Source organism: Maribacter litoralis, from assembly GCF_003075045.1.
GTDB lineage: Bacteria > Bacteroidota > Bacteroidia > Flavobacteriales > Flavobacteriaceae > Maribacter > Maribacter litoralis.
Map to the genome: position 1 here is coordinate 941677 of NZ_QCZD01000001.1, position 13679 is coordinate 955355.

Here is a 13679-nt window from a genome sequence, read left to right on the forward strand (position 1 = left end):
CTTATTTAAAAACAATCACACCTTTTGCGTTTTTCCCTTTCAACATATCATCAAAAGCTTTATCAAGTTGGTGCAGTTCATATTCTTTAGTAATCATTTCATCTAACAATAAATCGCCTTTTTTATATAAGCCCATTATTTTAGGAAAATCTATTTGTGGTCGGCATTTGCCATAAAGCGGATTCATATAAATCTTATCCCACTCGAACAAACGCATATCAATGGTAATTTCTTCTTCAATACCACTTACTTGAACTGCCGTACCGGCATTGCGCACCATGGCTAAAGGGGCTGCACCAAGTGCAGGAATAGCAGTACACTCAAAGGCATAATCTGCCAATTTATTACCAAGTAGTTTTTTTACTTCGGATGCTGCATTTAGCAATCCTTCATCGTCTTTTTGGGCTAGAATAATATCTGTAGCTCCAAACTTTTTAGCCATTTCCAATTTATTAGGATTGATGTCTATCGCAATAATCCTATTGGCTCCTGAAATTTTACAAGCATTGATCACATTTAAGCCAACACCACCACAACCCAAAATTACAGCTGTGCTACCTGCATCTAATTTTGCAGCGTTTACTACGGAGCCGTAACCCGTCATGACCCCGCAACTAACTATTGCTGCGGCTGAAAAATTTAATGCCGCTGCTTCCACCTTTACCAAGGCAGAGGCTTTCACTAAAACATATTCACTTAAACAACCTAAATTAAATGAGCGCTCAATAGCCTTGCCTTTCCATTTGGTACTTTCCAGGTTTGCATGCCCAGGAGTATGTCCGTTACCACCGGCCACTACGGGAGAATTATTATCGCAAATATGCTGATTACCTTCTTGACATTGAAAACAATGCATACATGGAGTTGCCCAATTTAATATGACTTGATCTCCTGCTATAAATTCTAAATTTCCATTGCCTACTTTTTCTACAATACCTGCTCCTTCATGCCCCATAACAATAGGCTTGCCCCAAGAAAGGGAGTCGTAGTCCGTATGACAGAGTCCGGCTGCTTTCATTTTTACCAAAACCTCATCGTTCTTGGGCTCATCAATGGTTATGACATCTATACTAAACTTTCCATCTCCTGTGGCAATAGCTGCTTTTACATTAATGGGCATTTGTTTCGGTTTTAATTAAATTATTGGGTTTAAAAGGAATTGTATGATCAGCGATTTTAACTGGGTCCACCAAAGTATTATTTTTAATAAACTTCCCTCCTAACACAAAGGCTTTACCATTATTAACGGCATCTACCGCAATCAAGTCATCATTCTTAAAATACCAAATAGAAAAACAATCTTCTTTATCAGCCTCTGTACGAACAATCAAATTCGTATATCCTTTAGATAATCCTATCATCTGTAATTTTACATGAAACTGATCTGACCAAAACCAAGGTATGGCACTATACTGCTGTGCTTCACCAACCACATTTGCCGCAACTATTTTTGCCTGGTCAACGGCATTTTGCACACTTTCTAACCGCATCCATGCTTCATATTTTGAATGATAAAATTGCGCAACATCGCCTATGGCATACACATCTTCCACCGAGGTTTGCAAATGCTTACCAACCTTAATGCCATTATCAATTTCAGCACCTATTTCTTCCGCTAAATGTGTATTAGGTTTTACGCCGGCACCTACAATTAAAATATCTGCAGTATAAATTTTGCCATTACTACATTGAATTTCTATTGAAGTTTCTATTTCCTCTATTTTAACAGCAGATGTATCTGTGTAAATTTCAACTCCATTTGCCGTATGTAATTCTTGAAAATAATTGGCTAATTCCAAAGGAGCTACACGTGCCAGAATACGTTCTTCACGTTCTAGAACAGTAATGTTACCACCCATTTTCTTTAAAGAAGCTGCGGTTTCCAGCCCAATATAACCACCACCAATAATTACAACTTCTTTAGTGACACTTGTCTTAAAATCTTGTTGTATTTGAAAAGCATCAGCCGCATTACGTAATACCCTTACTTTTTTACAGGCTGATATTCCTTCAATCGGTGGAATTATAGCCGTGGCACCTGTAGCCAATACAAGCTTATCGTAGTCTAAAATTTCTCCCGTACTTAAGGTTACCGACTTCCGTTTTTCATCAACCTTAATAACTCCAACACCTAATTTTAAGGTGATGCTTTCTTCTAGGTATCTCTCTTTAGCAAATAGTGGTTTAAAGCTAAAAATTTCTACATCTTCTATGGATAAATAGTCTTTGGACAAGGGTGGTCTGTGGTAGGGCAAATACTCATCGGCATCAACCAAATAAATAGCACCCAGCCAACCTTGCTTTCGGAGTTCAAGAGCACAATTGGCACCAGCATGACTTGCCCCAATAATTACGCAATTTAAATTTGTAGTATCCACAAGTATATTTAGTTAGCCACATTTACGGTTATACCATCAATGGCTTCTGAAATCGGAATTTGACAGCATAATCGGCTATACTCGGTTACGTTGTCATCAAATTCGAGCATATCCGACTCTATTTCAGTTGGTGCTTCTAATTTTTGATAGAATTCTGGTGCTACATGTACATGACAGGTAGCACAGGAACATACGCCTCCACAATCTCCATCTATACCGTTAACCTTATGCTTTACCGCCAACTCCATTAAACTACCAGTACTTGCTTCTAGTTGTATTTCTTCTCCTGCTTTGGTGATATAAGTTATTTTAGCCATCTTATTTTGCGTTTAGTTTTATAGTTAGTTTATCAAAGCCTACTTTACGTTTATGGACTCCCCAATCTTCAATATTTTCTACGGCATTTATAATTTCAATAGTACTTACCTTTTCAGTAAATACTCGTAAAAACACCTTCATTAATTGCCTTGCATGCGTAGCCCCCAAGCATTTATGGGCACCAAAACCAAATGCTACATGCGGATTCATTTTGCGGTCTAAAATAATCTCATTCGGATTTTCAAATACACTTTCATCCCTATTCGCAGATGCCCAACATAATGAAACACGGGTGTCTTCTTTTGCAACGTGCCCGCTAATTTCTTGCTCTTCTTTTACCACTCTGCCCATATGCGTCAACGGAGAAAAATATCGCACAAATTCTTCTATTGCCGTATTCACTAATGCGGGATTATCATTTAATTTCTTAATAGCTACTGGATGTTCGGCTAAATAGGATATGGTATTGGTCAAATAATTAATAACCGTATCTCTGCCCCCAGCAAAAGTTAAAATAAGCACCCCTTTCACCTCCTCTTTAGTCATTTTACGACCTTGATATTCCGAGTTCAACAAAACGGAATACAGACTGTCATTAGGTGCTGCAATGACCTTATCTATTTCCGCATCTATATAATCATATAAAATGGAAGCTTTATCCGCATCTAAATCAGATTCTTCACTTCTAAACACATGCGTTCCCCAAGAAATCCAAGTTTCCGCTTCGCTTAAAGGTATGTTCAACAATAAGGTCAATGCTTTTGATTGTATGGGTAACGACAATTCTGAAATGACTTCTATACTTCCTTTTTGCAGTACACGTTCAATCTCTGCCTCAACAATCCGCGTTAGTTTATTTTCATAATCGGGATCTAAAGGGCGTTTGAACCAATTTTCTACCAAGGCACGATATTCTGTATGCTCAGGCGGATCTACTTCAAACGGAATTTGCCTAGTATCTCTAATATTTACTTCTGATGGAACCACAATTCTGCCCGGCTTTGCAGCGGAACTAAAACCTTTGGTATTATGTGCCGTTTTCCTCACATCTTTAAAGCGTAACAACATGGTTACCGGGTCGTTTTGGTCATTAAAAGGACATGTTCCCTTGGCTTCCCTTGTGTCTTTGAATGCATCGGAAAAATTGCTTGCGCTCATTTAGGTCTATAATTTTAAATATTTACAACTAATAAAGACCATCTTTTACTAATTCATTAAAATTACACTGGTCTTACTACAAAAATCTTAAATAATTAGACTTCACCTATAATCTATATTTGCAATTAATTAATCTATATTATCATTATTTTAAAATAAATTAATATATATTGACATAATAGCGAACATTAACGCCTATGAAGCCACAGTTAGAAGCCATACCTTTTTCGGAGAATAGCAATATTTTGGCTTACAAATATGTGGACAGCCATTTTGATGCTCCTTGGCATGTACACCCACAATGCGAATTAACCTATATCGAAAAGAGTAAAGGCACTAAATTTATTGGAGATTATGTAAGTAGCTATGTACCGGGTGAATTGGTACTTTTAAATTCTAACTTACCCCATTGTTGGAAAAATGAGAGTTCTGCTGATGTTGATGCTGAAAGCGTATCCATTGTTATTCAATGGAATAAGGAAATATTCACTCCAATTTCAGAATTGGATGCCCTACATCATATGATGCAACAAGCAAGTAGAGGTATTTTATTTAATGAAGTTGCTACAGCTTCTATTTTATCAAACCTAAAATCATTGCCCAATCTCAAAAGTGCAGAACAGTATTTAGTTTTATTATCCATTTTACTGGAACTCTCCAAGGCTGAATTCACCACTTTATCGAATGCAAAATTCACCAAAGAACTACCGTGGGAACATAATAATAGAATGGCTATTATTCATGATTTTGTCTCTGCTAATTACCACACAGCAATAACTTTACAACAGGTTGCTGCTATGGTCAACCTTTCACAGCAGGCATTCTCCCGGTTTTTCAAAAAAATGATGGGTAGATCGTTCTTTGTTTACCTCAACGAATACCGTATAAATTTAGCTGCTAAAATGTTAATTGATACCGACATGACCGTTGCGGACATCGCCTACAAATGCGGTTTTGAAACCTTGCCGTTTTTCTTCAAGAAATTTAAACTACAATACGATACTACTCCCAACTTATACAGAAAACAACACGCCGTAAAAAGCCTATAAAATTTACACCCCAGAAATAATTTCCAGTTTGGAGTTTTCTAAGAATTGCTCAACCGCATCGGCACTTACTTGTGTTTGCCAGATATATACCTTTTTTAAGTTTGGCATTTCTTTTAGCATTGGCAACACATTGTTAGTTACATTGGTCTTATAAACGTTCAATGATTCTAAACTATTTAAAGACGCTAAAGGTTGTATGGCAGCATCTGTAATACTTGTATTATCCAAAACCAATTTTCTAAGATTTGTAAAACCTGAAATTTGTACCATTATGGCATCAGACAGGTCATTTCCTCCAAAATCTGCCCATAATATTTGGTCTTTTATTGGAGTTAATGACTGAAAGTGTTCTTCCCATTCACTCATATTCGATGCATTAATCTTATTATCATCTAAGGTAATTTCTACTAGACCAGAACCATCTATAAGCTCTCTCACTTTAAAACCTGCTGCCGTAATAGTATTTACAACATCCATATTTAAAGGATTAGCCGTTGGCAATACTTCCGAAGAACCTTGACCAACGCCCGCGGCTGCAAAACCTAAAGTCGATGCTGCATATGCCAAAACTTCTTCAGGAACTTCTGTTGTACCTAAAGTCGCTACTTCATTTGCTTGCCCGTGTTCTATCCAAAATTTGATCAAGGCACTTTCTTGTTCCGTTAATGGTGTTTTACCTTCAGGCGGCATTACATCATCATGATGTTCTGGTAGGGTAATTCTTCGTATCAACTCTGAACCTTCTACATCACCCGCCATAAAAATGGCACCCCCGTCTCCACCTAAAGCCATGGCTTCAAAAGTATGCATTGCTAAACCGCCTTTCTTTTTAGATTCATTATGGCAGCTTACGCATTTTGCCTCAAATACCGGTTTTACTAAATAAGGATAAACGGTAGCTTCTTCTAACTTTGCCAATTGGGGCAAAGGCTCCTCTTTTTCCCTAAATGGTGCGTATTTTACAAGATAATCTTCCCCGTGGGTTAAATTTCCTCCATAATGTCCTGTTACACTTAATAGAATCACCATTACGGTCAACAAGGCTAAATTTGGTTTAGCTTTTTGTAAGATGGCAATTTTAAGTACACCCGATTTTAATGCCCAAGCAAAAAACGCAAGAAGTGTTGTGCCAATACCAAACCAAAAGTGCCCGTTCAGCATATCTTCGTCATAACCGCCACTTTGCGATAACATATAACCCAAAATACAAGCAACCGTACCAGAAATAGCACCCAATAAAAGTGCCAAAGGTACTGCTGCGTTCAGGTGTTTCATTTTAGTAAAATTATCTGCCAATTCTAAAATTAAGGCAAACATTAAAAACCCAATAGGTAAATGCACCACCAATGGGTGAAACCTACCTAAGAACAAAACAAAATCCGATACTTCTTGCATACTACTTTTTGATATTAAACACGCTCTAATTTATAGGGAGCGGAATGGTTTGCATTCCATTGGCAGATGTATAAATTTTTATCTTCATCTACACACACATCATGACCATGTAAAATAGGTTTTTCATCTAACTGATAGCTCTTTTGTAATATCCCATTTTTATATTCTGGCTCGGTACCCCCAGGGTTAGAAACTACCTTATTCCCTTCCATGACGGTCACAAACCCGGTATGATCTTTCCAATTTGTTTTACCAACTTTAGGCTGAGACCAACAAACCCCGGCATATAAATTATCATCATCAAAAACTGCTCTACATACCTGCATGTTAGGCATTTCCACTGTTTTAACATACTTACCGTCTAAGGTGTAGTATTTAAAACACTCTTGCGACCTTGATGTTACCACTACCATTGGGTTGCCCTTTTCCCTATAATCTATTGCTACCCCATGGGCACTCACCAATTTGTAATTAGGGGCAGGATTCTCGGTTCCGCCCCAATGGCGAATGTACCTTCCATTACTATCATATTGAATAATTCTACTTTCCCCATAACCATCGGCTACATAAATATCACCGTTAGGTCCTATCGCCGTTTCAGTTGGACAAAAAGACTCTTCTGGTTTATATACTCCAATAGTCATTGGGTGACCGATATCGAATAGCACACGACCATCGACCGTCGTTTTTGAAACGCGACCGTTGTGTTTTACCATTTGATTGCCCTTACCCAAAGCCCAACCAGAATCGGTAATATAGAGCATATCTTCCCCTCCTTCATCATGTAAAGTCAATCCGTGACCTCCTTGGTAGGCTGTACCCCAATAATCCAATAATTTCCCAGATTTATCAAAAATTAAAATGTTGTTCTGTGGATGGTCCCCTACCATGATCAACCTTCCTTTGCTATCCATAACCATTTCATGGCAGTTCAACAAGGGGATCCTGGTAGCGCTTATTTGCGCCCAGTTTTTAGTGAGCTTGTATTTGTAATCTCCATGACCCAAAATGGTTTCCGTCTCGTTCAGCAAACGATCTGAATTCTTTTTACCACTAATAACCGTAGCTCCAAATGCTGTTGAAGTGGTTGCTAGCGCCGTGGTTGCCAATCCGGTAGTTTTTATAAAATTTCGTCGTGAGGACATAATTGGTATGTTAAGTTAAAATATCTTTGACCACATGGCCGTGTACATCTGTTAATCTAAATCTTCTTCCTTGATGTTTAAAGGTTAAACGTTCGTGATCTACACCGAACAAATGCAATAAAGTAGCATGAAAATCGTGCACATGCACCGGATTTTCGGTTACATTGTAGCTAAAATCATCTGTTTCTCCATAGGTCATTCCCTTTTTTACTCCGGCACCCGCCATCCACATGGTAAATGCTTTTGGATGGTGATCCCTACCGTAATTGGTATCTGTTAATTGCCCTTGAGAATATACCGTTCTACCGAATTCTCCACCCCAAACAACTAAGGTGTCTTCTAACATGCCTCTTTGTTTTAAATCTTGAAGCAACGCTGCAGTACCTTGGTCTGTTTGCTTACATTTATTTCGTACTCCGCCGGGACATGCAATATGTTGATCCCATCCTTGGTGGTACAATTGCACAAATTTCACACCTTTTTCCAATAGTTTTCTCGCCATAAGACAGTTGGCTGCGTACGTACCCGGATCACGGCTATCTTTACCGTACATATCAAAAATATGATCTGGTTCATCAGATAGGTCGGTTACTTCCGGTACCGATGTCTGCATTCTAAAAGCCATTTCGTATTGCTTCATACGAGCTAAAATTTCTGGGTCTCCGTAAGCATCGTTCTGCATGCCATTTAGTTTACCTAAATAATCTAACATGGTTCTACGATCATTACCATCGTAATTCTCGGGGTCACTTAAATACAAAACCGGGTCTTTACCTGATCTAAATTGCACGCCTTGGTGTTCTGTTGGTAAAAATCCGTTACCCCATAGACGGGAGTATAAAGGTTGCCCTCCTTGACCTTTGGTAACCAGTGTAATAAAGGTGGGCAGGTTTTCATTATCACTACCCAAACCATAGCTTAACCATGAACCAATGGATGGTCTACCCGGCAATTGATTACCTGTTTGCATAAATGTGATGGCCGGATCATGATTTATTTGATCGGTCTGCATCGATTTAATGATACAGATGTCATCTACAACTTTTGATGTATGCGGCATTAATTCACTCACCCAAGAACCCGATTCTCCATATTGCTTAAAATCCATTATGGACGGTGCTATAGGAAATGAAGATTGCTGGGCACTCATACCCGTTAATCGCTGTCCTTGCCTTACCGATGGCGGTAAATCTTGCCCAAACATGTCTTTGAGTTTTGGCTTATAATCGAACATATCCAATTGCGAAGGTCCTCCACTTTGAAATAGGTAAACTATTCTTTTGGCCTTAGGTAGGTGATGCGGAAGTCCTAATTTGTTCTTTACAAAATTTTGTACAGCATCTGGTCCCGTAGGGTTACTAAATGCTTTTTCGGCTTTTAGCAAAGACCCAAAAGCAAGTGCTCCAATTCCTAAGGACGTTTTTGTTAAAAAATTCCTTCTGTCCCACTGCTTCTCTACTTCCTGTAAATCTTTATTATCCGATCTTAACGTATCATGTCCACTACACATAGGAATATATTTTTTGTTATCTTTTTGTAATTGTTGCGTCTAGGTTCATAATGGTACTTGCTACTACTGCATTTGCAGCTACCATTGCCTTATCGCTACTATTTTCCACTCTAAACTCGCCCGTATTTAACCAACCCAATGTTTTGGCTTCATTGGTCTTGAACTTTTCATATTCGTTCTGTCTCAATTCTACCAATAGATCTAATTCTTCGTTTTTGGCATTTCTACCGGTCAATCGAAGAAAAGCATCTTTAATCCCTTGTTCTGGGTCTTTATAGACCATCATATTTTTACCGATTACCCGTGATGCTTCTATATAAGTTGGATCGTTCAATAATACCAATGCTTGTAAAGGCGTATTGGTTTTTTGTCTTCTCGTAACGCATAAAGATCTATCGGGGGCGTCAAACGTAGCAATGGTAGGATGCGGTACAGAGCGTTTCCACACCGTATACATACTTCTTCTGTACAATTTTTCACCGGTATCGGGTACATATTCCGATCCGTTCAATTTCCATAATCCTGCCGGTTGATAGGGGTTTACACTTGGTCCGCCCACGGTATCATTCAATAAGCCCGATGCTACCAATGCATTATCACGTAACATTTCACCTGTTAACCTCTTTGCCGGTCCTCTTGCCAAAAGCCTGTTTTCAATATCAAGCTCCATCAACTCATCTGATGTTAACGAAGATTGTCTATAGGTAGCCGACATGACCATTTTCTTGTGAAGGGCACGAACATCCCATCCGCTTTCTATGAAATCCACTGCCAGCCAGTCCAATAGTTTAGGGTGACTTGGCAATTCACCTTGATTTCCAAAATCCTCAACCGTTTTTACAATACCCACTCCAAACAACTTTGCCCAATATCTATTTACCGCTACCCGTGCCGTTAACGGATTCTCTTTTTGGGTTATCCATTTGGCGAGACCCAATCTATTCTTTGGTAAACTATCTGCAAATGGCAATACAGCTTCTGGAGTGTTCGGATATACCCTTTCTCCATAAGCATCATACTGCCCTCTTTCTAGAATAAAAGTTTCACGTGGTTCTGGCATTTCTTTCATCACCATAATTTCCTTAACCTTTTCAGTACTATCATTTTGTACCGAGCGCACCTCTTTCAAAGCCGCTAAAGAAGCTTGATATTCCTTAGAGTTTTTGTTCAAGTAAAACGCGGTTAACGCTTCTATCTCTTTGCTGGTTAAACTACCTGGCTCTTTTTCAATAATTTCTTGAAATTCTTTTTGATTCGCTATTTGCTTTATTTCCAATGGAGAAAGTTCTTTGCCAAATACCAACAAATCATCTACCGTGGCACCACCTATGCCTTTACCGCGCCAACGTGCCCCCACTTTTAAACCTGGTTCTTGCGGACCTTTATAAATAATGTCCCTATAATTATTAAAGATGATGTCTTTGTACAGATTGTCATGTACAATTTTAGTCTTCATTTCAGCACCATCTAAAAACACCTTAAAGCCTTTTGCTTTACTAGAACCATCGTAAGTCATGGTCAACTGTACCCATTTGTCTTTAGGAATATCGTTTATACTTTCTTCAACTATGGCATTATCCGGCCATACGTGTGCCATTAAAATTTCAACCTTATTATCCTTTATATTTAAATGATAGCCACGGTAACTATGCAAGCGCGTGCCCAACATTTTATGAAAAATTACCCCTTCCTCCAAATCGGACGGAACAAACACACGAATACCTATACTAAAGGGTTCATGGCGTTGAAAGATGCCCTGATCATCAAGATCTAACCAAACATCACCATCCATTTTAAGTCCTTTACCCGTAAAACCATCTACATAGTTCGGTTTTTCATTTCTGGTAAAGTTGGTACGCATTTCCCCTTTTTTAGCAGGGTTTACTTTATTGTACAAACGACCGTCATTAAAGTCATAATCTACTAAAAGCGCACTTGGCTTCTTGCTGGCAGATAAGTTTTTATATCCTTTTGAGGCTATCCATCTTTCTGCGGATGGTTTTTCTTTTGCCTCCGTCTTTTTTACGACCGCCTCCTTATCCTCTACCAAATTATTGACATAGCTTAAAAATTGCTCTTCCTCTTCTGTAGGAAGCATTAAGGTGGGTACAGGCATTGAAAAATCCCAAGGAATTTGCCCTGTCTCATTCACATTATTAAAGAAGCTATATAGTTCGTAGTAATTTTTTTGCGAAATGGGGTCATACTTATGATCATGACATTTAGCACATGCCACTGTTAACCCCAATAACCCTTGCCCAGTTACATTTGCGCGATCGGATACATACTCTGACCTAAATTCTTCATCTACAATACCACCCTCTAAATTTTGTGGGTGAAGCCTATTGAATGTGGTAGCCAAAATTTGCTCTTTGGTAGCATTTTCAAGCATATCTCCTGCCAATTGCCACTCTATAAATTGGTCGTAAGGCATGTTTTCGTTGAAAGCTTTTATGACCCAATCTCTCCAAACCGAAATATCTCTATAGCGATCAACGGTATAACCATGGGTGTCTGCATAACGCGCCAAATCCATCCAATCCAGAGCCATATGTTCACCGTAATGCTTTGATGACAATAAAGAATCTACCTCTTGTTCATAGGCATTTTCATCTGTGTTATTTACAAAGCGATGTATTGCCTCAGGGGTTGGTGGCAAACCTGTTAAATCAAAAGAAACCCTACGTAACAATGTCTCCTTATCGGCTTCCTCAGATGCCTCTAAGTCTTGAGCTTCTAGTTTTGCCAAAACAAAATTATCTATGGCATTTACCACTTTACCATTTTTAGGCTGTGGCAATTTTGCTTTTTTAGGAGGTAAAAATGCCCAATGATCTTTATATTCTGCACCATCTTCAATCCACTTTGTAAGCAATGCCTTTTCTCTATCGGATAAAGTTAAGTGCGAGTTTGGCGATGGCATAACAACATTTGGATCATCGCTCATTATACGATGAAAAAGTTCACTTTTTTCAGGTTTTCCAGGTACAATAGCAAATTTACCCGGCGATTCCGGCAATTCTGAATATGCCAATTCAGCTTCGTGCAATTGCAGACCAGCTTCTATCTTGCCCTTATCTGGACCGTGACATAAATAACACTTGTCTGATAAAATAGGTTTTATATCTTGATTAAAATCTAATTTCTCTGGCAAGCCCTCATACTCCATTGCTACGGGTTCTGGCATATCCGGACCCCCACATGCCGTTACCAACAATATCCAAAATCCTAAAAAAATATGTTTTAAACTACGCATTTGCTCTATTTCGTTTTCTGTTTTTCAAATCTATTCTAATGTAAAGAGAAAAGCCATGTCCAAATAAGGGTATTATATGCACATTTCCGACATACCATCTAAACCATTGAAAACTTTCGTTCTTTTCTTGACCTTAGTTTATTTGCTTCGGCATCTTTACTGAATTTTTCCTTTTCTGGATTCCAATTCAAGGATCTATTCAATTTATATGCAATATTCGAAAGGTGACAAATACTGGCACTTCTATGTCCTGTTTCCACATCGCAAATAGGCGTACCTCCATTTTTAATGGCATCTAACCAGTTACTGTAGTGATTTTCAGAACGAATTAATTTTACATTCAAGGATGTATAATCGGTATTCAACAAGCTAGCTGGTGTTGTTTCAAAATACCCTCTACTGATATCCATTTGACCTTCAGTACCAAAGAAGCGAACACCCCATCCCCTACCAAAATCTTTATGCTCTACTTCAATACCGTTATCGTAATACAATTTTAGACCTCTCACTGCAGTTGGGTCTGCTGGAGGCACTAATTTCACCGGTCCTGTATGATCCATTCCTAAAGCCCATTGCACGATATCGAACATATGCGCGCCCCAGTCAGAAAGTATTCCGCCGCCGGTTTCCTCGAACAAGCGCCAGTCTGGCCAAAACTTAACATCGTTACTTGATGGCGCCAATCTGTGATTGTACTTTAGCAACGGGGCCGGACCACACCAGTTGTTCCAATTTACCTCACTAGGCATGGCTTCCTCCATTAAATCATAAGCCTTTGCAGGATCGCCTACATTTACCTCCACGCGTTTTATTTCACCCAAATATCCATTTCTCACAAGTTCACAGGCTTTTCTAAAACTATCCCAAGAACGCTGCATACTACCAACTTGTAATACCCGACCAGAACGTTCGACGGCTTTCACCATATTTCTTCCTTCCTTAATATTATGAGACAGCGGTTTTTCACAATAAACATCTTTATTCGCCTTTAAACTATCCATTACATGCATGGCATGCCAATGATCTGGCGAGGCAATTACCACTGCATCTATCTTTGAGTCATCAAGTAATTCGTTATAATTTAAATATGAGGTAACAGTATTTTTCCTGGTCGCTTTTTTAATCTCCAAATGGCTTTTAGCCACATGTTCTACAAACCATTTATTTTTACTTGTCCACACATCTGAGCAAGCAATTATCTCAGCATCGTTCTTTATAAAATTTTTAGCCAAACCCCTACATTGTTTTCCCAAACCTATAAAGCCAAGGTTAACTTTATCACTTGGTGCAGTAAACCCTTTTCCCAATACATGTCTAGGAATAATGGTAACTGCCCCGGCAGCTAAAGCTGTTCTCGTAATAAATTTTCTTCTTGACGTTTGTAAGATATTTTTGTTCAATTCCGACTTTTTTACCACCTTAGAGTGCTCGCTATCTTTTTTCATGTGTATGTTGAATTAGTTTTAACTA

The 13679-nt window shown here is 38.7% G+C and carries 10 protein-coding genes; 1 reads left to right on the top strand and 9 read right to left on the bottom strand.

Going from position 1 to position 13679, the window contains the following annotated elements; all coding sequences use genetic code 11:
- Nucleotide 1: 1 nt before the first annotated feature.
- Genes DCS95_RS04405 through DCS95_RS04420 form a run of 4 tightly spaced genes read right to left on the bottom strand, consistent with a single transcriptional unit; the run spans nt 2 to nt 3854 of the window.
- Nucleotides 2-1120 carry a Zn-dependent alcohol dehydrogenase gene (locus tag DCS95_RS04405; RefSeq protein ID WP_116769602.1) on the bottom strand — a complete coding sequence of 373 codons (1119 nt, stop codon included), beginning with the start codon at nt 1118-1120 and terminating at the stop codon, nt 2-4.
- Nucleotides 1110-2378 carry an NAD(P)/FAD-dependent oxidoreductase gene (locus DCS95_RS04410; RefSeq protein ID WP_116769603.1) on the bottom strand — a complete coding sequence of 423 codons (1269 nt, stop codon included), beginning with the start codon at nt 2376-2378 and terminating at the stop codon, nt 1110-1112. The genes DCS95_RS04405 and DCS95_RS04410 overlap by 11 nt, the downstream gene beginning before the upstream one ends.
- Before the next feature lie 8 nt (nt 2379-2386).
- Nucleotides 2387-2695 carry a 2Fe-2S iron-sulfur cluster-binding protein gene (locus DCS95_RS04415; protein ID WP_116769604.1) on the bottom strand — a complete coding sequence of 103 codons (309 nt, stop codon included), beginning with the start codon at nt 2693-2695 and terminating at the stop codon, nt 2387-2389.
- 1 nt (nt 2696) lies between these two features.
- Nucleotides 2697-3854 carry a cytochrome P450 gene (locus tag DCS95_RS04420; RefSeq protein WP_116769605.1) on the bottom strand — a complete coding sequence of 386 codons (1158 nt, stop codon included), beginning with the start codon at nt 3852-3854 and terminating at the stop codon, nt 2697-2699.
- A 197-nt stretch (nt 3855-4051) separates the two neighbouring features.
- On the opposite strand from DCS95_RS04420, the gene DCS95_RS04425 reads away from it, so the two are divergent.
- Nucleotides 4052-4903 carry an AraC family transcriptional regulator gene (locus DCS95_RS04425; RefSeq protein WP_116769606.1) on the top strand — a complete coding sequence of 284 codons (852 nt, stop codon included), beginning with the start codon at nt 4052-4054 and terminating at the stop codon, nt 4901-4903.
- Nucleotides 4904-4906: 3 nt separating this feature from the next.
- Here the strand turns inward: DCS95_RS04425 and DCS95_RS04430 are convergent, their stop codons facing one another.
- From DCS95_RS04430 to DCS95_RS04450, 5 genes are all read right to left on the bottom strand, one after another.
- On the bottom strand, nt 4907-6298 hold the full coding sequence (locus tag DCS95_RS04430; protein ID WP_116769607.1) for a c-type cytochrome domain-containing protein: 1392 nt from the start codon (nt 6296-6298) through the stop codon (nt 4907-4909).
- A 14-nt stretch (nt 6299-6312) separates the two neighbouring features.
- On the bottom strand, nt 6313-7443 hold the full coding sequence (locus tag DCS95_RS04435) for a twin-arginine translocation signal domain-containing protein (RefSeq protein ID WP_116769608.1): 1131 nt from the start codon (nt 7441-7443) through the stop codon (nt 6313-6315).
- Between the two features lie 10 nt (nt 7444-7453).
- Nucleotides 7454-8953 (bottom strand): DUF1501 domain-containing protein, encoded by a 1500-nt coding sequence (locus DCS95_RS04440; protein ID WP_116769609.1) that lies wholly within the window; start codon nt 8951-8953, stop codon nt 7454-7456.
- Between the two features lie 16 nt (nt 8954-8969).
- Complete coding sequence (locus tag DCS95_RS04445) at nt 8970-12209, bottom strand: DUF1553 domain-containing protein (protein ID WP_116769610.1); 3240 nt, start codon at nt 12207-12209, stop codon at nt 8970-8972.
- Between the two features lie 98 nt (nt 12210-12307).
- Nucleotides 12308-13654 carry a Gfo/Idh/MocA family protein gene (locus DCS95_RS04450; protein WP_116769611.1) on the bottom strand — a complete coding sequence of 449 codons (1347 nt, stop codon included), beginning with the start codon at nt 13652-13654 and terminating at the stop codon, nt 12308-12310.
- Nucleotides 13655-13679: the final 25 nt, after the last annotated feature.

Coding starts and splice junctions, on each gene's coding strand:
- DCS95_RS04405 (WP_116769602.1), bottom strand. CDS start 1,120: ATGCCCATTAATGTAAAAGCAGCTATTGCCACAGGAGATGGAAAGTTT.
- DCS95_RS04415 (WP_116769604.1), bottom strand. CDS start 2,695: ATGGCTAAAATAACTTATATCACCAAAGCAGGAGAAGAAATACAACTA.
- DCS95_RS04420 (WP_116769605.1), bottom strand. CDS start 3,854: ATGAGCGCAAGCAATTTTTCCGATGCATTCAAAGACACAAGGGAAGCC.
- DCS95_RS04425 (WP_116769606.1), top strand. CDS start 4,052: ATGAAGCCACAGTTAGAAGCCATACCTTTTTCGGAGAATAGCAATATT.
- DCS95_RS04430 (WP_116769607.1), bottom strand. CDS start 6,298: ATGCAAGAAGTATCGGATTTTGTTTTGTTCTTAGGTAGGTTTCACCCA.
- DCS95_RS04435 (WP_116769608.1), bottom strand. CDS start 7,443: ATGTCCTCACGACGAAATTTTATAAAAACTACCGGATTGGCAACCACG.
- DCS95_RS04440 (WP_116769609.1), bottom strand. CDS start 8,953: ATGTGTAGTGGACATGATACGTTAAGATCGGATAATAAAGATTTACAG.
- DCS95_RS04445 (WP_116769610.1), bottom strand. CDS start 12,209: ATGCGTAGTTTAAAACATATTTTTTTAGGATTTTGGATATTGTTGGTA.
- DCS95_RS04450 (WP_116769611.1), bottom strand. CDS start 13,654: ATGAAAAAAGATAGCGAGCACTCTAAGGTGGTAAAAAAGTCGGAATTG.